This is a genomic window from Sphingobium sp. TomTYG65 (assembly GCF_055395525.1).
In genome coordinates, this window is the sequence record NZ_AP027330.1 from 2,222,176 (window position 1) to 2,245,141 (window position 22,966).

Consider the following 22,966-nt stretch of genomic DNA (forward strand, 5'->3'; position numbering starts at 1 on the left):
GATCCCGTTCCACTCCTAAACCAGCGGCATGACCGATCCCTTCACCCTGTTCGACCAATGGTATGACGAAGCGCGCGCGAGCGAGATCAACGACAGCAACGCCATGGCGCTCGCCACCGCGGACGCGCGCGGACGACCTTCGGTGCGGATGGTGCTGCTGAAGGGGCATGGGCCGGACGGCTTCATCTTCTACACCAATTTTGAAGGACGGAAGGCCGACGAATTGCTGGCCAATCCGCATGCGGCGCTGCTGTTTCACTGGAAGTCGCTGCGGCGGCAGATCCGGATCGAAGGCCCGGTCGAGACGGTGGATGAAGCGACGGCCGACGCCTATTTCGCGACCCGCAGCCGGGACAGCCAGCTCGGCGCCTGGGCTTCGGACCAGTCGCGGCCCCTGCCCTCCCGCGCAGTATTCATGACGCGCTATGCCGATGCGGTGAGCCGGTTCGAGGGCGGCCCGGTGCCGCGTCCGCCGCATTGGTCGGGCTTTCGCGTGGTGCCGAGCCGAATCGAATTCTGGCAGGACCGCGAGCATCGATTGCATGAGCGGCGACTGTTCGTGCGCGAGGGGGAAGGGTGGAACGAAGGGCTGCTTTTTCCCTGACCGTTATTCAGTCCCACTCCTCCGTTCGGGCTGAGCCTGTCGAAGTCCCTGTACTAAAGCCCTTCGACAAGCTCAGGGAGAACGAAAGATGGATCAGGTTTTTTCAGACGCGGAAAGGCTGTAGTCGTTCGTTCAATGGGATAGGCGGCCGAGTGGACGCCTGTTAGATGTGCGGGCCAGCACGGCTTAGAGGGGTTGCATGCGGAATCGACTGACGGCCTACATCCTGACGGGCATGGTGCTGGGGGTGATCACGGGTTTCGCGGCCAATCTGTGGGTAGGCGGCGACAAGGTCCTGGCCAAGGATGTGGCGGGTTATTTCCACCTGCTGGCCGACATCTTCCTCCACCTCATCAAGATGATCATCGCGCCGCTGGTCTTTTCCACGCTGGTCGCGGGCATTGCGCATATGGGCGACAGCGCGGCGCTGGGGAGGATCGGCAGCCGGGCGCTTGCCTGGTTCATCATCGCCAGCCTGATTTCGCTGACACTCGGCCTCATTTTCGTCAATTTCTTCGCGCCGGGCGAAGGGTTGAACCTGGTGCGGAGCGGCGCGGAATCGGGGGTGAATACCGAAGCGCTCAACTTCAAGGATTTCATCCTGCACGTCTTCCCGACCTCCATGGTCGGGGCGATGGCGGAAAATTCGATCCTGCAGATCGTTGTCTTCTCCCTGTTCGTCGGCGTGGCGCTGACCGCGATTGGGGAAAAGGGCAAGCCCATCGTGACGGTGGTCGAGGCGATGGTCGAGCTGATGCTGCAGGTCACCGGCTATGTCATGCGGGTCGCCCCCTTCGCTGTGTTCGGCGCGCTGGCATCGGCGATCACGACCGAGGGGTTGGGCGTGCTCAAGACCTTCGGCGAGTTGGTGGGTGAATTCTACCTGTCGCTCTTTGCCCTGTGGATCCTTCTGTGCTGCGCAGGCGCGCTGTTCCTGGGGCGGCGGATGGGCAAGCTGCTCAAATATGTTCGCGAGCCGCTGCTGATCGCCTTTTCCACCGCATCATCGGAAGCGGCCTATCCCAAGATGCTGGAGCAGCTGGACCGCTTTGGCGTGCCGCGCCGCATCTACAGCTTCGTGCTGCCGCTCGGCTATTCGTTCAATCTCGACGGGTCGATGATGTATTCGACCTTCGCCACGATCTTCATCGCCCAGGCCTATGGCATCGACCTGCCGATCGCGACGCAGATCACGATCCTGCTGGTCCTGATGGTGACGAGCAAGGGCATCGCCGCCGTGCCCCGCGCGTCACTGGTCGTGGTGGCGGCGACGCTGGGGCAGTTTGACCTGCCGGTGGAAGGCGTCGCCTTCATCCTGGCGGTCGATCATTTCATGGACATGGGCCGCACCGCGACCAACGTGCTGGGCAACGCCATCGCCACATCCGTCATCACCAAATGGGAAGGGATGCTGGAGGTCGAGGAGCCCGACTATGTGGCGCATCCCAAGGCCCCTGCACACACGCCAGCGCATGGGCGTCGCGGGCTGGAACTCGCGAACGACATGGTCGACGAGGATCGCAAGGGTTGAAGCAACCCTTTACAAGAGACTCCTGACGCTCAGCGGGCGGCCTTCGCCGCTTCCGCCCACCAAATGAGCATCTTGGCGAAGCCTGCAAATCCCCGTTCGAGCGCAGCGCCGCCGTCGCCCTGCCCCTGCCCCTGCTCGTCGAGCGTCTGGCCGATCTGGCCGACGCTAAGGCGCTCGGGAATGACGGTCATGCCCATGGCGTTGAGCGTCACCGTCCAATTTGCGTGGCTGTTGACCCCGGCATAGCGGCCCGCCGAATAGCTGGCGATCCCGGCCGGGCGACGATCGAACTCCTTGAGATAATGATCGACGAGGTTCTTGAGGCCCGGCTGGACGCCGCGATTATATTCGCCCGCGACGAAGACAAAGGCATCGGCGGCAGTGAGGCGCGCGGCGAGGGTTGCCATGGATGCTGGCGCTTCGCCGGGGGCATAGTCGCTGTAGCGCTGGTCGAGCATGGGGAGGTTGATCGCCATGGCATCGATCAGTTCGGCGCTGTGGCCGAGTTGCTGAAAGCCGTTGATGAGGTAATCGGCGAGGCGGATGCCCATGCGGCCGCTGCGATAGGAGCCGTAGAGGACGAGGATGTTGAGCGACATGGGGACGGTGTCGCACTGTGGGAGGGTGACGTCCAGTGCTGACATACAAGTGACTGAAGCAGACTCTCTATCGTCGCACCCTTCCAAGCGAGGGGACGGGGTGGGTCGCCGCGTCAGCGGCGCCTTGCCCTCAGCCCGGACGCTCGCTCCGCTCGTACCCACCCCAACCCCTCCCTTGAAAGGGAGGGGTTATGGCTGGAAGGCCCTTGGCGGCCAACTCACTCGCCGGCCGATGCTACCGCAGCTTGGCGATGGAAAGGCCGTCCTGCTTGGCGCGGGCTTTCACCGATTCCTCGCTGCGGGTCAGGGCCTTGGCGATCGCCTTGAGCGCCATGCCCTTCTTCGCCAACGTGTGGAGCTTTTGCAGCTCGTCCGCCGTCCAGGGCTGCTTGTGGCGCTCGAAGCGTTCGCCGCCCATGTCGATCAATCCGCGAAAGGATCGCGCACGAGGATGGTGTCCTCGCGCTCAGGGCTGGTGGACACGAGCGTGACCGGGCAGCCGATCAGTTCCTCGATCCGGCGGATATATTTGATCGCCTGGGCAGGCAGGTCGGCCCAGCTGCGGGCGCCCGCCGTGGTGTCCTGCCAGCCTTCGATATCCTCATAGATCGGCTCCGCCTTCGCCTGATCCTGCGCATGGGCGGGGAGATAGTCGTAGGTCTGATCGCCGATCTTGTAACCGACGCAGATCTTCAGCGTATCGAAGCCGTCGAGGACGTCGAGCTTGGTGAGTGCGATGCCGGTGACGCCCGACACGGCGACCGACTGGCGCACCAGCACGGCGTCGAACCAGCCGCAGCGGCGCTTGCGGCCGGTGACGGTGCCGAATTCATGGCCGCGCTCACCAAGACGCTGGCCAACGTCATTTTCCTGCTCGGTCGGGAAGGGACCGGAGCCGACGCGGGTGGTGTAGGCCTTCACGATGCCGAGGACGAAACCCGCACCATTGGGGCCGAGGCCGGTGCCGCTCGCCGCCGTGCCCGCGACCGTGTTGGACGAGGTGACGAAGGGATAGGTGCCGTGGTCGATGTCGAGCAGGGTGCCCTGCGCGCCTTCGAACAGGATGCGCTGGCCTGCCGCCTTCGCCTTGTTGAGGGTGAGCCAGACGGGCTTCACGAAAGGCAGGATGAAGCTGGCGATATCGCGCAGCTGCGCCATCAGCGCATCGCGGTCGATCGGGGCTTCGTTGAACCCGGCGCGGAGCGCGTCATGGTGCGCGGTCAGGCGATCCAGCTGCGGACCGAGGTCGTCGAGATGGGCAAGGTCGCAGACGCGGATGGCGCGACGGCCCACCTTGTCTTCATAGGCCGGACCGATACCGCGACGGGTGGTGCCGATCTTGCCCGCGCCGCTCGCGTCTTCGCGCAGGCCGTCAAGGTCGCGGTGGAAGGGCAGGATCAGCGGGCAGGTTTCGGCGATCTGGAGGTTTTCGGGGGTGATCTCGACGCCCTGCCCCTTCAGCTTCGCGACTTCGTCACGGAAGTGCCAGGGATCAAGGACGACGCCATTGCCGATGACGCTGAGCGTACCCCGGACGATGCCCGAGGGGAGAAGCGAGAGCTTATAGACCTTTTCGCCGACGACCAGCGTGTGACCGGCATTGTGGCCACCCTGGAAGCGCGCGACGACATCGGCGCGCTCCGACAGCCAATCGACGATCTTGCCCTTGCCCTCGTCGCCCCACTGGGCGCCGATTACCGTAACATTTGCCATGGATACAGACCTCCGCCCGCCGCGCGGACCGGCCATGCCCTTCGACGGGACTCGGCATGCCGGTAGGATCGAGTGGGCGCTTATTCGCCCTGTGCGGGGCGCGCGTTAGCCGCGCTGCCCCCCACGCGTCAAGTCAGTAGGCGCGCGGTTCGTCGCCATCCAGCCAATGGGTGCAGCGCAGCGCCTCGCCATTTTCCTGACCCGTGAGCGCGGCGACCGTGTGCCAGCCTTCCCCGCGAAGTTGCGCCGCGCGACTTTGATCGTGATGGAGAGGCAGAAACAGACGCCTGGGACTTTCCGCTCCGAAACCCGCATCGATCAGCGGGTCGGGATAGAGGGAAAAGCCCATGGCAGGTTCTTCCGAACCATCGGCGCGGGTGATCGCATAGCTGCCGCCCCGGCCGATTTCGCCGGTAAAACCCTCGGCGAAAATCGAGAAGCCGAACCAGTTCTGATATTCGAAGCCGTGACGTTCGGTGGGATCGAGGGTCAGCGTGATATCCCAGCCGATCGGCTTTGCGATGGCGCGCAGGCCCGCGATGCGGCTGTCGATCGCGCCGCCGAGCCGGGCGTTGAGGGCTTCGAGCTTTTCCATGGCGGGGTGGAAGGGACCCGTCGCCTCGATGAGCGGGAGATAGGCGGCGGCAGCCGGGCTGATCGCGGCGAGCGCGCCTGCATCCTTGGCGTCCAGTTCGGCGCGGACGGCTTCGATCTCTTCGCGCGCCAGCGGGAGCGGTCCTGCGGCGAGGCTGTCGATCAGGTCCGGCAGGGTGAAGTCGATGGTGATGCCAGTGACGCCTGCGGCCTGCAGCGCCTCGATCGCGACATTGACGATCTCGACCGCGGCGGCGCTGCTGTCGCTGCCGATAAGTTCGGCGCCGACCTGCAGCCGTTCGCGTTCGGGGCGGAGCTGATTCGCCTTCAGACGGATGACCGGGCCGCCATAGGACAGTCGCAGCGGGCGCGGGACGCTGGCGAGGCGAGTTGCGGCAATGCGGCCGACCTGCGCCGTCATGTCGGGGCGGAGGGCGAGACTGCGCTGGGACACAGGGTCCACAGCGCGGACAAGATCCTGGGCGCGCATGGATTTGAGGCGGCCGACCAGCGTGTCCTCAAATTCGGCGAGCGGGGGCATGACGCGCTCATAGCCGTGGGTGGCGACCGTATCGAGCACGCGGCGCGCGAGACGCGCGGAGGCTTCGGCCTGCGGCGGCAGGCGGTCGGATAGCCCTTCGGGAAGGAGGCCGGGGGGGATGCTGGTCATGGGCTGGCCCTTTAGCGGATTTCAGAGGCTAGGCCATCCCCCTCTGCGGTTCGGGCCCAGGAACGTCGAAGCCCTCACCCCAATGGAGTGAGGGCTTCGACTTCGCTCAGCCATGCCCTTCGACAAGCTCAGGGCGAACGGATGTTTTCAAACTTACGCGAAGCGCAGCAGCTTCACCGTCTTCACGCCTGCGAGGTTGCAGATGTTCTTCAGCACGTCTTCGGTCACCGCGCCATCGACCGAGAGCAGCAGGACGGCTTCGCCACCCTGGTTGCGGCGGCCGAGGTGGAAGGTGCCGATGTTGACATTCGCTTCGCCCAGGGTCGAGCCGAGGCGGCCGATGAAGCCGGGCGCGTCCTGGTTGACGATGTAGAGCATGTGCCCGGCCAGATCGGCTTCGACCTTGATGCCGAACAGTTCGACGAGGCGCGCCTGTGCGTTGCCGAACAGCGTGCCTGCAACGGATTTGTCGCCGCCTTCGGTCTTCACCGTGACGCGGACGAGGGTCTGGTAGTCGCCCTCGCGGTCATGGCGCACTTCGCGGACGTCGAGGCCGCGTTCCTTCGCCAGGAAGGGCGCGTTGACCATGTTCACCGTGTCCGAATAAACGCGCATCAGGCCGGCGAGAACCGCAGCGGTGATCGGCTTCTGGTTGAGTTCGGCGGCATGGCCTTCCACTTCGACCGAGACGCCCTGCACATGGTCGCCCTCGAGCTGGCCGACCAAGCTGCCCAGTTCTTCCGCCAGCGCCATATAGGGCTTGAGCTTCGGGGCTTCCTCGGCCGACAGGCTCGGCACGTTCAGCGCGTTGGTGATGCCGCCGTCGAGCAGATAGTCGCTGAGCTGTTCGGCGACCTGAAGCGCGACGTTCACCTGCGCTTCGTCGGTCGATGCGCCAAGGTGCGGGGTGCAGATGAAGTTGGGCGTGCCGAACAAGGGCGATTCCTTCGCCGGTTCCTGCACGAACACGTCAAGTGCTGCGCCAGCGACATGACCAGAGTCGAGCGCTTCCTTGAGCGCGGCTTCATCGACCAGACCGCCACGGGCGCAGTTGATGATGCGCACGCCCTTCTTGGTCTTGGCGAGATTTTCCTTGCTCAGGATGTTGCGGGTCTGGTCGGTCAGCGGCGTGTGCAGCGTGATAAAGTCCGCCTTGGCCAGCAGCGTGTCGAGGTCGGCCTTTTCCACGCCCATTTCGACGGCGCGTTCCGGGGTAAGGAAGGGATCGAAGGCCACGACCTTCATCTTGAGGCCCAGCGCGCGGCTGGCGACGATCGAGCCGATATTGCCCGCGCCGATCAAGCCCAGCGTCTTGCCGGTGACTTCCACGCCCATGAAACCGTTTTTCGGCCACAGGCCCTGCTGGGTCTGGGCATTGGCTTCGGGAAGCTGGCGGGCGAGCGCGAACATGAGGGCAATGGCGTGTTCGGCGGTGGTGATCGAGTTGCCGAACGGGGTGTTCATGACGACCACGCCCTTGGCCGAAGCGGCGGGGATGTCGACATTGTCCACGCCGATGCCGGCGCGGCCGATGACCTTAAGGTTGGTCGCGGCGTCGAGAATGTCCTTGGTGACCTTGGTCGCGCTGCGGATGGCGAGGCCGTCATACTGGCCGATGATCGCCTTCAACTCTTCGGGGGTCTTGCCAGTGATTTCGTCGACTTCGACGCCGCGTTCGCGGAAGATCGCGGCGGCGCGGGGGTCCATCTTGTCGGAAATAAGTACCTTGGGCATGTAGAATTCCTATGTTTCCTCGTCACCCCGGACTTGATCCGGGGTCCCGCTTATCTGCGGGCGGACATGAAGAAGAAGCGGGACCCCGGCTCAAGGCCGGGGTGACGCGGTTAAGCTAAATCAGCCAGCCTTAGCGGTCGCGTAGGCCCAGTCGAGCCAGGGACCGAGCGCCTCGATATCGGCGGTTTCGACGGTCGCGCCGCACCAGATGCGCAGGCCGGCCGGGGCGTCGCGATAACCCGCGACGTCATAGGCCGCGCCTTCCTTTTCGAGCAGGCCAGCCATGCTCTTGATGAAGGCTTCGTCCGCACCCTCGACGGTCAGGCAGACGCTGGTGGTAGAGCGGGTCGCCGGATCGGCTGCGAGATGGCCGAGCCAGGAGCGTTCCTCGACCAGCTTGTTCAGCGCCGCCGCATTGGCGTTGCTGCGTGCGATGAGGCCATTGAGGCCGCCCAGCGACTTGCCCCATTCCAGCGCGAAGATCGCGTCCTCGACCGCCAGCATGGAGGGCGTGTTGATCGTTTCGCCCTTGAAGATGCCTTCTGCGAGCTTGCCTTTCGCCATCAGGCGGAAGACCTTGGGCAGAGGCCAGGCGGGGGTGTGGGTTTCCAGACGGTCGACCGCGCGGGGGCCGAGGATCAGAACGCCATGGCCGCCCTCGCCGCCCAGCACCTTCTGCCAGGAGAAGGTGGCGACGTCGATCTTGGTCCAGTCGATCTCATATGCGAAGACCGCGCTCGTGGCGTCGGCGAAGGTCAGCCCCTCACGATCGGCCGGAATCCAGTCGGCGTTCGGCACGCGGACGCCCGAAGTGGTGCCGTTCCAGGTGAAAAGAACGTCGCTCGAGAAATCGACCTGCGCGAGATCAGGCAACTGGCCATAATCGGCACGGATGATTGTGGGATCGAGCTTCAGCTGCTTGGCAGCGTCCGTCACCCAGCCTTCACCGAAGCTTTCCCAGGCGAGCGTCGTCACCGGGCGGGCGCCCAGCATCGTCCACATCGCCATTTCGAAAGCGCCGGTGTCGGAACCGGGCACGATGCCGATGCGATGCGTGTCGGGCAGGTTCAGCAGCTCGCGCATCAGGTCGATGCAATAGGCGAGGCGGGTCTTGCCGATCTTGGCGCGGTGCGAGCGGCCGAGGGATTCAGCGCTCAGCTTGTCGGCGCTCCAGCCCGGAGGCTTGGCGCAGGGACCGGAAGAGAAATAGGGACGAGCCGGCTTGGTGGCGGGCTTGGCCGCGGCGGGCGCAAGAGTGGCGTCGGCGGCAGTAATATCAGTCATGTAATGCTTCTCCTTGCAGAGAGCACGCGCGGCGTTGGGACCGCGTGGCCCGGCGGCCGCTCTAAAGATCGGCGGCAAAGAGTCAAGACGAATGTCCGGATGCGACGAACCGTTAGGCTCGTTAACCCACGGGCCGGTTTGTCATGGTAAATGACCGATCATGAAAGAGCGGGCTTGGGGGACAATGGCTGTGCGCCGCATGGGTCAAGCGGCCTTGCTGGCGTTGAGTTTCGCGCTGGTATCGTGCGGCGGCGACCTGGTGCCGCGCGGCCGGGTGGAACGGCCGTCCAAACCCGTGAAAAGCGCCCGCCCCTCTGCGCCGCCGTCGATGGAATTGCGGCAATGCCTGGTGAAGCTGCAATCGCAATCGGTGCTGTTCACGCCCCTGCCCGATCAGAATTTCGGCGGCGGATGCACTGCGACGGGCAGCGTCAAGCTGATCGACATCGGTGTTCCAGCGACGAATTTGGGGGCGATGACCTGCAATCTGGCGGCCAATTTCGCGGCCTGGGCGCGCTATGGCGTCCAGCCTGCCGCGCGGCTGATCCTGGGCGCGGAGATCGAGAAGATCGAGACGTTCGGCACCTATAATTGCCGGCCGATCGCGGGGAGCGGCAGGCTTTCCGAACATGCGCACAGCAATGCGGTCGATGTGTCCGCCTTTGTCCTGTCGGACGGACGGCGGATCACGATCGAGCAGGGATGGAATGGCGACCGGCAGACGCGGCAGTTTCTCGAGATCGTTCGCGCCAGCGCCTGCAAGCGGTTCCGCACCGTGCTGAGCCCGGATTATAATGTCGCGCATCGCGATCATTTTCATTTCGACATGGGTGGGCGCGGCGGCTTTTGCCGCTGAGCGCGAAGAGGCGGGGTGGTTTTTGCCGCTGACCGCTCCTAAGTTGGGTTGAATGACAAGAAAAGAAATCGAAGAACGCAAATTCCGTCCCGCCCGGCAGGAAGCCGCCGACGCCCGCAAGACCGTAGGGACCCCGCAGACCAGCAGCGCCGCCTATCGCCTGGCCTTTCAGGACACCGAATTTCTGCTCCGCGAAGATCTGCGGCCGGTACGGTTCCAACTGGAATTGCTGAAGCCTCAGCTGCTGATGGACGAAGCGGGGATCGAATCCACCTTCGTCTTCTACGGATCGGCACGCATTCCGGAGCCGGAACAGGTGCAGGCGCGGATCGACGCCGCGACGACGCCCGACCAGCGGCGGGTTGCGGAAAATCTCGGCAAGAAGGCGCGCTATTATGAAGAGGCGCGCAAGCTGGCGCGGATCGCGGCGCAATATCCGGTGACAGAAGCTGGCTGCCGGCATTTCGTGGTCTGTTCGGGCGGCGGGCCATCGATCATGGAGGCGGCCAATCGCGGCGCGGCCGATGTGGGCGCGCAGACGATCGGCATGAACATCGTACTGCCGCATGAGCAGGCGCCCAATCGCTTCGTGACGCCGGAGTTGAGCTTCCAGTTCCACTATTTCGCCTTAAGAAAGATGCACTTCCTGCTGCGCGCGCGGGCATTGGCCGTGTTTCCCGGCGGGTTCGGCACGTTCGACGAGATGTTCGAACTGCTGACGCTGATCCAGACGGGGAAAATGAAGCCTATCCCGATATTGCTGTTCGGGCGGGAGTTCTGGACTCGGGTGGTGGATTTCGATGCGCTGGCGGACGAGGGGGTGATTTCCCCTTCCGACCTGAATTTGCTGACCTGGGTCGAAACGGCCGAGGAAGCATGGACGGCAGTGCAGACTTTCTATGAGGATAGCGACGCGCCTGCGTGTGGGTGAACCTGGCGGCGCAGCCTCTTGAAAAATCTCTTCGCTCTCTGCGCGAACAATTTTTTTGCGCGCAGAGGCGCAGAGAGCACGGAGAAAAAGATTTGAAGCCGCTTTGCGGCGGGGGTCTTGGCTGGCATGCCCTTGCCTCGCTCGGCTCACAGGACTAGGGCGCGGCCATGCGTGCGGACGTCGCTCATATAGATTGCTGGATCTTCGATCTGGACAATACGCTGTACCCGGCGAAGGCGGACCTGTTCGCGCTGATCGACGTGAAGATGGGCGAGTTCATCCAGGGACTGCTCGGATGCGATCCGGACGTCGCCAAGGCCACGCAGAAGCGTTATTTCATGGAGCATGGCACGACGCTGTCGGGGCTGATGCACCATCATGGCATAGAGCCGCGCGCATTTCTCGACTATGTCCATGATATCTCGATGGACCGGCTGGAGGTGGATGAGGCGCTGAACGCCCATATCGCCGCGCTGCCGGGACGGCGACTGATCTTCACCAATGGCGATGGCGCCTATGCGACGCGCGTACTGGACAAGCTGGGCCTTGCGGACGCGTTCGAGCTGATCCACGACATCCATGCCTGCCAATATGTGCCCAAGCCCGATCCGTCAGGCTATGCGGAGCTGTGCCAGGTGCATGGCGTCGATCCGACGCGCGCTGCGTTTTTCGAGGATATGGCGCGCAACCTGAAGCCCGCGAAGGCGATCGGGATGACCACCATCTGGGTGAATAACGGCTCCGAAGCCGGCAATCACGAGCATCATCCGGACTTCATCGATTTCGAAACCGACCATCTGACGCCATTCCTGGCCGACATCATTGGGGAAAAGCCATGAGCCAAGATCTGATCGCGACCATCGACGCCGCCTGGGAAGACCGGGCCAATGTGAGCCTGTCCACGCAGGGCGAAGTGCGCCAGGCGGTCGACAAGGCGCTGGCGCTTCTGGACAAGGGTGAACTGCGCGTCGCTGAGCCGACAGCGGATGGCTGGAAGGTCAATCAGTGGGCGAAGAAGGCGGTGCTACTGTCGTTCCGCCTCAACGACAATGTGATGATCGACAATGGCCCTGGCGCGGGTCACTGGTGGGACAAGGTGCCGAGCAAGTTCGCAGGCTGGGACGAGGCGGCTTTCCGCGCCGCCGGTTTCCGTGCGGTGCCGGGCAGCTTCGCGCGCGCGGGTTCGCACATCGCGAAGAACGTCATCCTGATGCCGAGCTTCGTCAATATCGGCGCGTTCGTCGATGAAGGCACCATGGTCGATACCTGGGTGACGGTGGGCAGCTGCGCGCAGATCGGCAAGAATGTCCATCTGTCGGGCGGCGTGGGTATCGGCGGCGTGCTGGAACCGCTGCAGGCCGATCCGGTGATCATCGAGGACGACTGCTTCATCGGCGCGCGGTCCGAAGTCGTGGAAGGCGTGCGTATCGGCAAGGGTTCGGTGCTGTCGATGGGCGTGTTCATCGGCCAGTCCACAAAGATCGTCGATCGCACCACCGGAGAGGTCTTCATGGGCGAGGTGCCGCCCTATTCGGTGGTGGTGCCCGGTTCGCTGCCCGGCAAGCCGCTGCCTGATGGCACGCCGGGGCCGAGCCTCTATTGCGCGGTGATCGTGAAGCGCGTGGACGCGCAGACGCGATCGAAGACCGGGATCAACGAACTGCTGCGGGATTGAACCCATTATCGCCCCTCCCCTTCAGGGGAGGGGACAGGGGTGGGGGTCGAGCGGAGCGAGCACTGCGGCTTTAATGGATGCAGGCGATTGCTGCGCAATCGCACCCACCCTTGAACAGAGTCACGCGCCTCTGTTCAACCCTCCCTTGAAAGGGAGGGGCTTATAAGATTGGTGGCGTTTGCCTACATAGCCCGCATGCCGCCATCCACGCCTGACAATAGCCCCCTCCCGCCCGTCTGGGCGACGCTGCGGCGGTTTCTGCCTTATCTCTGGCCAGCAGATGCTCCGGCGTTGCGGCGGCGGGTTACTATCGCGATGCTGCTGGTGGTGCTGGCGAAGATCGTCAGCCTCGCCATGCCCTTTGCCTATAAGGGCGCCGTGGACCGCATGGCGCCGGGCATGGAGCCTGCGGCAGCGCTCGCGATCGCGCTGGTGATCGCTTATGCGGGCGCGCGCTTTGGCAGCGTGCTGTTCGACAATCTGCGCAACGCCGTGTTCGAGCGTGTCGGGCAGGAAGCCGGGCGGCGCTTGTCGGACGACGTGTTCGTTCATCTGCACCGGCTTTCGCTGCGCTTCCATCTCGACCGGCGCACCGGGGCCGTCACCAAAATCGTCGAACGCGGAACGAAGAGTATCGACACGATGCTCTACTTCCTGCTGTTCAACATCGCCCCCACGATTTTGGAACTGGCGGCGGTTTGCGTCATCTTCTTTGTGAAGTTCGGGCCTGGGCTGGTCGCCGCGACGCTGGCGATGGTGGGGCTCTATATCTGGTTCACTCGGACGATCACCGAATGGCGCAACCAGTTGCGGCGCGACATGGTGGACATGGACACCAATGCCGTCGCCCATGCGGTCGACAGCCTGCTGAATTTCGAAACCGTCAAATATTTCGGCGCGGAAGAGCGTGAGGCGGCGCGGTACGGCACGGCCATGCGGCGCTACGCCGAGGCGGCGGTGAAGTCGGAAAACAGCCTCGCTTGGCTCAACATCGGCCAGTCGCTGATCACCAATCTGATGATGGCGGGGGCGATGGGCTATACCGTCTGGGGGTGGAGCCGGGGCAGCTTCACGACCGGCGATGTGGTGCTGGTGAATACATTGCTTAGCCAGCTATTCAGGCCGCTCGACCTTCTTGGCATGGTCTATCGCACCATCCGGCAGGGCGTCATCGACATGGAGGCGATGTACAAGCTGATCGATACGCAGGCCGAGATCAGTGATGCGCCGGACGCGCCCATGCTGCAAACGCATGGCGGGGAGGTGCGGTTCGAGCATGTGCGCTTTGGCTATGACGCCGACCGCGAGATATTGCAGGACGTAAGCTTCACCGTGCCGGCTGGCCGGACGCTGGCGATTGTGGGGCCTTCGGGCGCTGGCAAGTCCACGATCGCAAGAACGCTGTTCCGTTTTTACGACATTCAGGCGGGACGCATCCTGATCGACGGGCAGGATATTTCGCGCGTCACGCAGGCGTCGCTCCGCGCGGCGATCGGCATCGTGCCGCAGGACATGGTGCTGTTCAACGACACGGTGGGCTATAATATCGGCTATGGCCGCGCCAATGCCACGCAGGCGGAGATTGAGAAGGCGGCCAAGGCTGCGTCCATCCACGATTTCATTATGCGCCTGCCACAGGGCTATGACACGCGGGTCGGCGAACGCGGCCTCAAACTGTCGGGCGGCGAGAAGCAGCGCGTGGCGATCGCGCGGACGCTGCTGAAGGACCCGCCCGTGCTGGTGCTGGACGAGGCCACAAGTGCACTCGACAGCCGCACCGAAACCGAAATCCAGGCGGTGCTGCGCGACATTTCACGCAAGAGGACGACGCTCGTCGTCGCGCACCGGCTTTCGACCGTGGTGGATGCGGACGAGATCATCGTGCTGGATCAAGGCCGGGTGGTCGAGCGGGGACGGCATGCGGATCTGGTGCGGGCCGACGGGCTCTATGCCGCCATGTGGACGCGACAGGCGTCGGAGCGGAGCGAGAGCGATGCGGAGCCGGTTTCGGATTTCGCCACGGCATCGGCGCAGTGAAAGGCGGATGATGGACAGCAGGGTCATATCGCACTGGCGGGTAACGCTATGGGTGTTGATCGCCGTCGTCCTGTTGGCGCCGCTGGTGGCGATGCAGTTCACCCAGGAGGTGCGCTGGACCGGCTCCGACTTTGCGGTCGCGGCAGCGCTGCTGATCGGCGCAGCCGTCAGCTATGAACTCGCGGCCCGGATCGTTCGGGATCGGCGCGGGCGCGTGCTGCTCGGCGGTGGCCTGCTGCTGATCGTCGCGCTTATGTGGGCGCACGGAGCGGTAGGGATCTTCTGATCTTGTGGATAAGGGCGGCCTCCAAATGAGGGGCCGCCCTGTTTGTGTCAGCGATTGGTGACGGTGGTGGTCGTCTTTTCCACCACGGTGGCGCGTGCGGGCGCTCTGGTGGTCTTGCGCACCACCTTGCGCTTGGCGGGAGCAGCCTTGCGGACGGTCGTCACGGGCGCAGTCTTGACGGTTTCGGTGGTTACCGTGGTGCTGGCGGGGACGGGAGCCGTCGCAGCGGCGGCGCGGGCGGCCTGCGCATCGGCGGCGGCGGAAGCGGCGGCACGTTCAGCGGCCTCCGCGCGGGCATTGGCTGCGGCCGCATCCTGCTGCGCGGCGGCGGCGGTCGATGCCTGAACCTGCGCGTCGGTCTGCGCGCTGGCCTGGCTCTGGCCGATGGCGGTATCCGCAAAGCCCTGAGCTTCGATTGCAGCCTTGATGGCGTCCTGCTCCTTGCCGCTCTTCAGCCGTTCTTGGGCAAGGCGCAGCGATGCCTGGGCCCTGGCGAGGACAGCGGGGTCATATTGGCCCGTCTTCAGCTTGCCGGCGGCGTCGATCTTGCCCTGCGCCTGCGCAATGGCCTTGAGCGCCTGTTCCTCGTCGCCCGCCAGTGCGGGACCGGCGGCGAGGAAAAGCGCCGAGGCGGCGGCAAAGGCGCGGAGGGAATAACCGATCTTACGCATAGTCTCTCCTGTCACTGTTGGTGGGGCGACAAACGGCCCATCACCGAACAGAGTTCCGGGAGAAAGCGGCAAGCGTAACGGTCAGGCGTCGAGGAATGGCGCTGCAACCTCGGCGGGAACGCGGAGGATACGGCCGCTTTCCCTGTCGATGATCGCCCAAGTGGATTTGGCCGCGACCTTCACCCTTCCGTCCGGACCGATGAATTCCATGTGCCGGTCGAAGCGCGCGCCGCGCGGCCCCTGCGGAATCCACGTGCGGGCGGTGACCGTCTCGCCTTCCTTCACATTGCCGCGATAGTCGATCTCATGCCGGGTCACGACCCAGACATAGGCGTCCAGATGCTCCGGCGCGGCGTCGCGCGTCCAATGTTCGGTCGCGACCTGCTCCATCCACTGCACCCAGACCGCATTGTTCACATGCCCGAGCATGTCGATATGCTCGGGCCCTGCCGTGATCTGGGTGGTGTAAGCGGCGGACATTAGTCCCCTCCGTCCGGGCTGAACCTGCCGAGGGCGAACGGGGGAGAGTGGGACATGCTCATTCTTCCACGCCCAGCTGCCACAGGATGAAGGCGAATTCCTCCGCCGTTTCCTGCAGGCTTTCAAAGCGGCCGGATTTGCCGCCATGGCCTGCGCCCATATTGGTCTTGAGCAACAGGATATTGCTGTCCGTCTTTGTGGCGCGCAGCTTCGCCACCCATTTCGCCGGTTCCCAATAGGTGACGCGCGGGTCGTTGAGACCAGCCGTCACCATCAGCGGCGGATAGGATTGCGCCTTCACATTATTGTAGGGGTCATAGGCAAGGATGGTCTTAAACGCTTCCTTGTCCTCTATCGGATTGCCCCATTCCGGCCACTCGCCCGGCGTCAGCGGCAGGCTTTCGTCGAGCATGGTGTTGAGCACATCGACAAAGGGCACATGCGCCACCACCGCGCCCCAAAGGTCCGGATCGCTGTTGACGACCGCGCCCATCAGTTCGCCGCCCGCAGAGCCGCCGGAGATGCTGATACGCCCCTTGGCGCTATAACCGCGTTCGATCAGCCCCTTCGCCACATCGACGAAATCGTTGAACGTGTTGGTCCGCTTTTCGAGCTTCCCGTCCAGATACCATTGCTGGCCGAGGTCATCGCCGCCGCGGATGTGAGCCAGCGCAAAGACGAAGCCCCGGTCCAGCAAGGACAGGCGGCTGGTGGAAAAGCCCGGCTCCATGGCGATGCCATAGGCGCCATAGCCATAGAGGTGCAGCGGGGCGCTGCCGTCGCGGGGCAGGTCCTTGGGATAGACGATCGACACCGGGATCGGCGTGCCGTCGCGGGCAGGGATCGTCACCCTTTCGGTCGCATAGCGGCTGGCGTCATAGCCGGACGGGATTTCCTGGACCTTCAGTACCTCCAGCTCGCCTGAGGCAAGATGATAGTCGTAGATGGTGTCGGGCGTGACCATCGATTCATAACCGATGCGCAGCTTCGTGACGTCATATTCGGGATTGTCGTCGAGGCTGGCCGAATAGCTGGCTTCCGGAAAGGAGATACGCTTGGCCGAATGGGTCGCGTAATCGCGCAGTTCGATCTGGTCGAGCCCGTCCTGCCGCCCTTCCGTGACATAGAAGCCTTTGAACAGGGTGAAGTCGGTAAGGTAGAAATGCGGGTCGGCCGCGATGACCTCTTGCCATTCGCCAGGCGCTTCGAGCGACGCCTTCACCAAGCGGAAGTTGGGGTGGGTGTCGTTGGTGCGGATGTAGAGCGTGCCTTCATGCTCATCGACATCATATTCGCGGCCGGGCTTGCGCGGCGAGACGAGCAGCGGCTCGGCCAGCGGATTGTCCGCGGGGAGCAGCCAGCTTTCGGTGGTGACATGGTCGCCGGTTGCGATCACGATCCATTTTTCCGATGAGGTCAGGCCGACTGAAACGCGGAAACCCTCATCATCCTCATGGAACAGCTCCACGTCGCTCTCCACCGGCTGACCCAGCCAGTGGAGCCGCGCATTGTCGGTGCGCCACTGGTCATTGGCGATGCCGTAGAGCAGGCCCTTGCTGTCGCTGGTCCAGACGAGCGACGACAGCGTGTCGGGGATGACCTCCGGCAGGATTTCTCCGGTGAACAGGTCCTTGATCCGGGCCTCGAACCGCTCCGACCCATTATTGTCGATGGCATAGGCGAGGTATCGACCGTCCGGGCTGACCGAGAGCGCGCCGAGGCGGAAATATTCATGCCCGTCGGCGAGGGCGGGCTCGTCCAGGATCAACTGATCCTCGCCGCCAGCAACCGGGCGGCGATACCATTTGCGATATTGCGCGCCGATTTCGAAGGCGCGCCAATAGACATAATCTCCGTCCTTCTGCGGGACGGAGCTGTCATCTTCCTTGACGCGCCCTTTCATCTCGGCGAACAGGCGGTCGGTCAGCGCCTTGTGCGGCTGCATCGCGCTTTCGAAGAAGGCATTCTCCTCCTCCAGATAAGCGAGGACATCCTTGTCCTTGACGTCCGGATAGCCCGGATCACGCAACCAGGCCCATGGATCTTCCACCGTGATGCCGTGACGGGTGAAACTGTGCGGGCGGCGGGCGGCGGAAGGAGGTGTGCTATCGGTCATTCACGGTCCTGGTTCTTGGTCGGGCGGCGCGCTGGCATAAGCGCATGCGCCTGCTTATGTTGGCGGCGAAGTGCCCTGCGCAAGGGTTGTGGATCAAGGGAAATGCAATGTCGACCTATGAAGACCGGCTGAAGGCCCTGCGTGCGCAACTGGCGCGTGAACATCTCGATGGCTTCGTTGTGCCCCTGACCGATGAGCATATGAGCGAATATGTCGGCGCCTATGCCCAGCGGCTTGCCTGGCTGACGGGCTTTCAGGGGTCTGCGGGGAGCGCGGTGGTGCTGCCCGAGGAAGCGGCGATCTTCGTCGATGGACGCTATACGCTGCAGGTGCGCGAGCAGGTCGATGCCGCCCATTGGCATTATGAAAGCGTGCCGCAAACTTCGGTTGCAGCCTGGCTCGGCACCCATGCGCCGGACGGCGGCCGGATCGGCTATGATCCCTGGCTGCATACCCGCGCCTGGGTGAAGACGGCTACCGAAGCGCTGGCGGCACGCGGAGCGGAACTGGTGGCGGTCGACAGCAATCCGGTCGATGCCGTCTGGCCCGATCGTCCCGCGCCCAGTGACGCAAGGCTGGTCGTGCATGACGATCGCTATGCCGGGCAGAGCGCCGCGGAGAAGCGGCAGGCGATGGCGGACTGGCTGACGGCGCGAAAGGCCGATGCCGCGGTCCTGTCGGCGCTGGATTCGATCGCCTGGACCTTCAATATCCGGGGCAAGGACGTCGCACGCACGCCGGTCGCGCTGGCCTATGCCATCGTCCATGCCGACGCGACGGCTGATCTCTATGTCGCGCCGGAGAAGATGGAAGAGGCGGTGGCGCAACATCTGGGCAATGCGGTGCGCGTGCATCCGCGCACCGATTTCGCGGACGCACTGAAATCGTTCAAGGGGAAGACGGTGGCGGCGGACCCGGAGCGGGCCGTTGCGGCGATCTTCGAGGCGCTGGAAGCGGGCGGTGCGACCGTGCTGCCGCTACGCGATCCTGCCGTCCTGCCCAAGGCGATCAAGAACAGCGTGGAGATCGCGGGGCACAAGGCGGCGCAGGCGCGCGACGGCGCGGCCCTTTCCCGCTTCCTGCACTGGATAGCCACGGAGGCTCCAAACGGCGCGATCGACGAGTTGACCGCCGCCGCCCGGCTGGAAGCGTTCCGCAGGGATAGCGGGTTGCTGGAGGACCTGTCCTTCGACACGATCAGCGGCGCAGGCCCCAATGGCGCGGTCGTGCATTACCGGGTCGAGGAAAAGACCAACCGGCGGATCGAAACGGGCAGCTTCTACCTGGTCGATTCGGGCGGCCAATATCGGGACGGCACGACGGACGTCACCCGGACCATCGCCATCGGCACCCCCAGCGCGGAAATGAAGCACCGCTTCACCCTGGTCCTGAAAGGGCATATCGCCCTTGGCCGGGCGCAGTTTCCGGCAGGCACGCGGGGGGGCCAACTCGACATTCTGGCGCGCCAGTTCCTTTGGGCCGAGGGGCTCGACTATGCGCATGGGACCGGCCATGGCGTCGGCAGTTTCCTGTCGGTGCATGAAGGGCCGCAGCGGATCGCGACCTTTGGCGGCGGCGACGAACCGCTACAGGCTGGCATGATCCTGTCCAACGAGCCCGGCTATTACAAGACCGGCGACTATGGCATCCGCATCGAAAATCTGGTGCTGGTGGAACGGCGTGATGTGCCCGGCGCTGAGCGTGAGATGCTGGGCTTCGAAACGCTGACCTTCGCACCGATCGACCGCAACGCCATCGCCGTGGACCTGCTCACGGCCGAAGAACGGCAGTGGATCGACGCCTATCATGCGAAAGTGGTGGAGATTGTCGGGCCGCAGCTGGAGGGCGATGCGCTGGCTTGGCTGAAGTCGGCCTGCGCGCCCTTATAGGTCAAGTGCCGCCCGCCCTAGCGCAGGCGGCCAAGCCATCAGTCCTGACGTTGCTGGTTCTTCTTGTCGCTTGCATCAGATTCGCTTGCGCCCTCACGCGCCTGCGCCTTGCGGCGGCGCAGATTGTCGCGCAGCGCCTGCGCCAGCCGTGCCTTGCGATCGTCCTGCCCGCTTGTCATGGCGCGCCATAAGCAAATTGCGCCGCCCGCCGCAACCCGCCTTGACAAGCCGGACGCGCGCGGCCATAGGCCCGGCTCCGCACGCCGAAAGGCTGTGCGGGATGGTGAAAGTGCTGCCGTAGCTCAGTGGTAGAGCGCATCCTTGGTAAGGCTGAGGTCGCGAGTTCAATCCTCGCCGGCAGCACCATTTCCCCCTCCTCCTCATGAATTCCGGAAGAAAAGCGGGCAGGACTCAGTCCAGCGGCTTTGGTAGCCAGCTGAGATCCCGCGCGAGCGTCCTTATCGGGACGCCGCTCAGTCTGCGCAGGGCCGCTATGTCGATCAGCTCGACGCCATGGCCGTCACGCAAGATCAGTTTCTTGTCCTGCAAGATACGGAAGACCCGGTTCACATGGACGGCGGTGAGGCCAATGATGTCGCCAATCTGCTCCTGCGTCAGCGGATGGTCGAAACGCGGCTCCATATCCGGCTGGATAAGTTTCAAACGGTCATAAAGATGCACGAGCAGCGCGGCGAGGCGGCATTCGGCCGATGTGCGGCCGATCGAGCATAGCCGGTCCATCAGGATCACGCGCTCCTGCTGGGCGCTGAGGAACAGCAGGGCCGCCATATGCGGGGCGCGCGTGAACAGGCTGCCCAGCGCCGAAAGACTGATCGACCTCAGCTTGACAAGGGTGAGCGCGGTCAGCGTCTCCGCCGCCCGGTCCAGCGCGACACTGGGCGATCCGAGCATATCGCCGGGCAGATGGACCTTCAGTATCTGTCGGCTGCCGTCGGCCAGCGTCATGCTGCTCAAGACCCAGCCTTCGACCAGAATATAGACGGATTGGGGCCGGTCCCCCTCTCGGCGGATGGTACGATGGCGCGCCACGGTCTGCACCGGGCTCGCCAGGCTGGCAAAGATTTCAAGCTCCGCCGGGCTGGGCGAACGAAACTCGGTCAATCGTGCTTGGGGAAAAGAAACCCCGGAGGGGCCATCAGAAAATGCGCGCACACAGCCTCAAGTCGGATAGGTCCGGCGGCTGTAGCAAAGGGTAACCAGAGCCTCACTAAAGTGGAGCAAGAAGCACGTCGATCAGCGGGATAGCGTCAATCCCACCCACAAAATGCGCGGCGTGCCAAGGTCGATCGAGCCCCCCGCATTGCGCGTGATCACTTCTTCATCGAAGACATTCTCGCCGCGCGCGACCAGCGTCAGGCTTCGGCCAAGCGGCATGCGCGCAACGGCATCGACCGTCAGCGCACTGGGCAGGATATCGGTCTGCAGATCATCTTCAAATTGCCGGGACACATAGCGCACAGTTGTGGACAGCAGCGGACCCTTTGCGGGTTGCCAGGCCAGTGTCGCGCTGGCCGCATGCCGGGGGCTCTGCGCGGGGGTGAGGCCGTCGAAATCCTTGCCGGGTGCACGGACGCTGCTGCGGCTATAGGCGTAGGATGCGGTCAGCTGAAAATCGCCCGTCCGGGCAGAAGCGGTCAGTTCGACTCCTTTAGCCACGATGCGGTCGATATTCTGCCGTTCCCGCACGATGATCGCCCGTCCATTGACGACGGAGGAACTGAGCGTGACATTGCCGATCGCATTATCCAGGCGATTGTAAAAGGCGGTGGCGGCGAGCGTCACGCCTGCAATGGGCGTGAGATCGACCCCCGCCTCCACCCCCTTCAGCTTTTCGTTCGACAAAGCGGGATTGGCCTGCGTCGTCACCATCGATACGGCGGACGCAATCACGAACGGGCGGTATAGCTCATTCAGCGTCGGCAGGCGGAAGCCGGTATAGGCCGCTGCGCGCAGGTTTATGCCCGGATTGATGCCATATAACAGACCCGCGCGCCCCGAATATTCCCAGCCGCTTCGGTTCGGGAACTCCGTGCTGATCGGAGCCGCCGCGTTAGCGCGGAAAAAGCCGTCGCTGATCGACCAGTGGTCCGCCCGGGCGCCAGCGGTCAGCACCAGCGGGCCGATCGTCCAGTCATCCTCGGCGAAGAAACCGGCGGTCAACTGCTTGCCACCGGCGTGGCGGCGCGCGGTGACAGGATTGCTCGGCAAGGCCGCATTATAGGCATTTTCGAACATGTCCCCGGTCGCGAACCGGCTATCCGCGCCGATCCGCAGGACATGAGCGCTCCCTACCGGCGGGCGCAGTTCGATCTTTCCACCGATGCCGGTCGAGGGCGTGGCGCGCTGATCCAGCGATTTGCGGAAGGGCGGCGAGGCGGAGATGACGATATTGGTGAAGTTGCGCGCCTGCAGATAGGCGAGCGTATCAACCTGCCAGCGCCCGCGAGAGACATAGCGGATGCTCGCATCCTGCCCTTCGCTCAGGCTATCCGCGCCGCGAAATCGCAACGTGCGCTGGTCACGGAACACAGTCGTACGGAACTGCAGTTCCGACGTGGCCGATAGCGGCGCGACGGCCCGCAAATTGGCCGACCAGCCGTCATAGGCGGCGGGGACGGTGGCGGCGACGCGCTGATCGGCAGGGGTCGTCTGAAAGCCGTCACCCCGGTCCCAGCGACCGGAAAGCGACACATAGCCGCTCCCCAAATCCGGCGAGAAGCTGGCGGACAGCTCACTGGCGTCGCGGCTGCCATAAAGTGCGCTGCCGGTGAAGAGCGGGAGTTGATCGCGAGTGGCGCTCGCCAGCTCGATCGTTCCGGCAACAGCGCCCGCGCCGAACGCCCCTACCCCGCCGCCGCGCGTCACCCGCACGGCCGACAGGCGGTCAGGCACCAATGCGCTGAATGGAATGTATCCGAAGAAGGGATCCGCCATCGGCACGCCGTCTAGCAGCAGCAAGGTGCGGCTTGACGCATTGCCGCCCAGCGCCCGCAACGTCGCCCCTTGCGCCGAAGGATTGGCGGAACGGCTGTCGGAACGGCGGAACTGCTGAAAGCCTGCGACGTCACCCAGGACGTTTTCGAGGCGGTCCGAGGCGCTGTTGATAAGCCGGTCCCGCGCGATCACCACAGATCCATAAGCAGGCGTGCCGGGCGGCAACGGCAAACCAGCGCCGGTGATCACGATGCGCGCTTCGGGCCTGTCGTTCGTCCCCGGCTGCGCCGCCGCCAGCGAAGGCAACATGGCGCAAATTATATACGAAGGCGCATATTTCA

The 22,966-nt window shown here is 64.1% G+C and carries 21 protein-coding genes and 1 tRNA gene; 10 read left to right on the forward strand and 12 right to left on the reverse strand.

What is annotated here, in order from left to right; all coding sequences use genetic code 11:
- Positions 1 to 28: 28 nt before the first annotated feature.
- Together pdxH and ACZ5Y5_RS10990 are read left to right on the forward strand one after the other, a co-directional pair.
- On the forward strand, positions 29 to 604 hold the full coding sequence (gene pdxH / locus ACZ5Y5_RS10985) for a pyridoxamine 5'-phosphate oxidase (protein WP_464808665.1): 576 nt from the start codon (positions 29 to 31) through the stop codon (positions 602 to 604).
- Positions 605 to 803: 199 nt separating this feature from the next.
- Positions 804 to 2,135, forward strand: a complete 1,332-nt coding sequence (locus tag ACZ5Y5_RS10990; RefSeq protein WP_464808666.1) for a dicarboxylate/amino acid:cation symporter — start codon at positions 804 to 806, stop codon at positions 2,133 to 2,135.
- Between the two features lie 29 nt (positions 2,136 to 2,164).
- On the opposite strand, the gene ACZ5Y5_RS10995 is transcribed toward ACZ5Y5_RS10990, so the two are convergent.
- The 6 genes from ACZ5Y5_RS10995 to ACZ5Y5_RS11020 all read right to left on the reverse strand — a co-directional run bounded on the left by ACZ5Y5_RS10995 (position 2,165) and on the right by ACZ5Y5_RS11020 (position 8,729).
- Complete coding sequence (locus ACZ5Y5_RS10995; RefSeq protein ID WP_464810528.1) at positions 2,165 to 2,734, reverse strand: NADPH-dependent FMN reductase; 570 nt, start codon at positions 2,732 to 2,734, stop codon at positions 2,165 to 2,167.
- Between the two features lie 235 nt (positions 2,735 to 2,969).
- Entirely contained in the window at positions 2,970 to 3,152 is a 183-nt protein-coding gene (locus tag ACZ5Y5_RS11000) for a hypothetical protein (protein WP_464808667.1), read from the reverse strand.
- Positions 3,153 to 3,157: 5 nt separating this feature from the next.
- Entirely contained in the window at positions 3,158 to 4,447 is a 1,290-nt protein-coding gene (locus tag ACZ5Y5_RS11005; protein WP_464808668.1) for an adenylosuccinate synthase, read from the reverse strand.
- Between the two features lie 133 nt (positions 4,448 to 4,580).
- Positions 4,581 to 5,711 (reverse strand): ATP phosphoribosyltransferase regulatory subunit, encoded by a 1,131-nt coding sequence (locus tag ACZ5Y5_RS11010; protein ID WP_464808669.1) that lies wholly within the window; start codon positions 5,709 to 5,711, stop codon positions 4,581 to 4,583.
- Positions 5,712 to 5,864: 153 nt separating this feature from the next.
- A complete protein-coding gene (gene serA, locus ACZ5Y5_RS11015) occupies positions 5,865 to 7,445 on the reverse strand; it encodes a phosphoglycerate dehydrogenase (protein ID WP_464808670.1) in 1,581 nt (526 codons plus the stop codon).
- A 120-nt stretch (positions 7,446 to 7,565) separates the two neighbouring features.
- Complete coding sequence (locus tag ACZ5Y5_RS11020; RefSeq protein WP_464808671.1) at positions 7,566 to 8,729, reverse strand: phosphoserine transaminase; 1,164 nt, start codon at positions 8,727 to 8,729, stop codon at positions 7,566 to 7,568.
- Positions 8,730 to 8,913: 184 nt separating this feature from the next.
- Between ACZ5Y5_RS11020 and ACZ5Y5_RS11025 the strand changes: the two genes are divergently transcribed.
- From ACZ5Y5_RS11025 to ACZ5Y5_RS11050, 6 genes are all read left to right on the forward strand, one after another.
- Positions 8,914 to 9,585, forward strand: coding sequence for an extensin family protein (locus ACZ5Y5_RS11025; RefSeq protein ID WP_464808672.1), 672 nt, complete (start codon positions 8,914 to 8,916; stop codon positions 9,583 to 9,585).
- Between the two features lie 52 nt (positions 9,586 to 9,637).
- The gene (locus tag ACZ5Y5_RS11030) at positions 9,638 to 10,516 is read left to right on the forward strand and encodes an LOG family protein (RefSeq protein ID WP_464808673.1); all 879 of its coding nucleotides are present in this window, start codon (positions 9,638 to 9,640) and stop codon (positions 10,514 to 10,516) included.
- 167 nt (positions 10,517 to 10,683) lie between these two features.
- The gene (locus ACZ5Y5_RS11035) at positions 10,684 to 11,355 is read left to right on the forward strand and encodes a pyrimidine 5'-nucleotidase (protein ID WP_464808674.1); all 672 of its coding nucleotides are present in this window, start codon (positions 10,684 to 10,686) and stop codon (positions 11,353 to 11,355) included.
- Positions 11,352 to 12,191 carry a 2,3,4,5-tetrahydropyridine-2,6-dicarboxylate N-succinyltransferase gene (gene dapD / locus ACZ5Y5_RS11040; protein ID WP_464808675.1) on the forward strand — a complete coding sequence of 280 codons (840 nt, stop codon included), beginning with the start codon at positions 11,352 to 11,354 and terminating at the stop codon, positions 12,189 to 12,191. The genes ACZ5Y5_RS11035 and dapD overlap by 4 nt, the downstream gene beginning before the upstream one ends.
- 195 nt (positions 12,192 to 12,386) lie before the next feature.
- Entirely contained in the window at positions 12,387 to 14,228 is a 1,842-nt protein-coding gene (locus ACZ5Y5_RS11045) for an ABCB family ABC transporter ATP-binding protein/permease (protein ID WP_464810529.1), read from the forward strand.
- A 10-nt stretch (positions 14,229 to 14,238) separates the two neighbouring features.
- On the forward strand, positions 14,239 to 14,514 hold the full coding sequence (locus tag ACZ5Y5_RS11050) for a hypothetical protein (protein ID WP_464808676.1): 276 nt from the start codon (positions 14,239 to 14,241) through the stop codon (positions 14,512 to 14,514).
- Positions 14,515 to 14,561: 47 nt separating this feature from the next.
- Here ACZ5Y5_RS11050 and ACZ5Y5_RS11055 read toward each other — a convergent pair whose 3' ends face one another.
- The 3 genes from ACZ5Y5_RS11055 to ACZ5Y5_RS11065 form a co-directional block, all read right to left on the reverse strand.
- Positions 14,562 to 15,185, reverse strand: coding sequence for a hypothetical protein (locus ACZ5Y5_RS11055; protein ID WP_464808677.1), 624 nt, complete (start codon positions 15,183 to 15,185; stop codon positions 14,562 to 14,564).
- An 81-nt stretch (positions 15,186 to 15,266) separates the two neighbouring features.
- A complete protein-coding gene (locus ACZ5Y5_RS11060) occupies positions 15,267 to 15,665 on the reverse strand; it encodes an acyl-CoA thioesterase (protein WP_464808678.1) in 399 nt (132 codons plus the stop codon).
- A gap of 58 nt (positions 15,666 to 15,723) precedes the next feature.
- On the reverse strand, positions 15,724 to 17,781 hold the full coding sequence (locus tag ACZ5Y5_RS11065; protein WP_464808679.1) for a S9 family peptidase: 2,058 nt from the start codon (positions 17,779 to 17,781) through the stop codon (positions 15,724 to 15,726).
- A gap of 107 nt (positions 17,782 to 17,888) precedes the next feature.
- On the opposite strand from ACZ5Y5_RS11065, the gene ACZ5Y5_RS11070 reads away from it, so the two are divergent.
- On the forward strand, positions 17,889 to 19,670 hold the full coding sequence (locus tag ACZ5Y5_RS11070) for an aminopeptidase P family protein (RefSeq protein WP_464808680.1): 1,782 nt from the start codon (positions 17,889 to 17,891) through the stop codon (positions 19,668 to 19,670).
- Between the two features lie 38 nt (positions 19,671 to 19,708).
- Here ACZ5Y5_RS11070 and ACZ5Y5_RS11075 read toward each other — a convergent pair whose 3' ends face one another.
- Positions 19,709 to 19,849: a hypothetical protein gene (locus ACZ5Y5_RS11075; protein WP_464808681.1), complete on the reverse strand. Its 141-nt coding sequence runs from the start codon at positions 19,847 to 19,849 to the stop codon at positions 19,709 to 19,711.
- A gap of 112 nt (positions 19,850 to 19,961) precedes the next feature.
- On the opposite strand from ACZ5Y5_RS11075, the gene ACZ5Y5_RS11080 reads away from it, so the two are divergent.
- A tRNA-Thr gene (locus ACZ5Y5_RS11080) sits at positions 19,962 to 20,036 on the forward strand.
- Between the two features lie 45 nt (positions 20,037 to 20,081).
- On the opposite strand, the gene ACZ5Y5_RS11085 is transcribed toward ACZ5Y5_RS11080, so the two are convergent.
- Positions 20,082 to 20,792 (reverse strand): Crp/Fnr family transcriptional regulator, encoded by a 711-nt coding sequence (locus ACZ5Y5_RS11085; protein WP_464808682.1) that lies wholly within the window; start codon positions 20,790 to 20,792, stop codon positions 20,082 to 20,084.
- Positions 20,793 to 20,924: 132 nt separating this feature from the next.
- Positions 20,925 to 22,934, reverse strand: a complete 2,010-nt coding sequence (locus ACZ5Y5_RS11090) for a TonB-dependent receptor plug domain-containing protein (protein ID WP_464808683.1) — start codon at positions 22,932 to 22,934, stop codon at positions 20,925 to 20,927.
- Between the last annotated feature and the right edge of the window lie 32 nt (positions 22,935 to 22,966).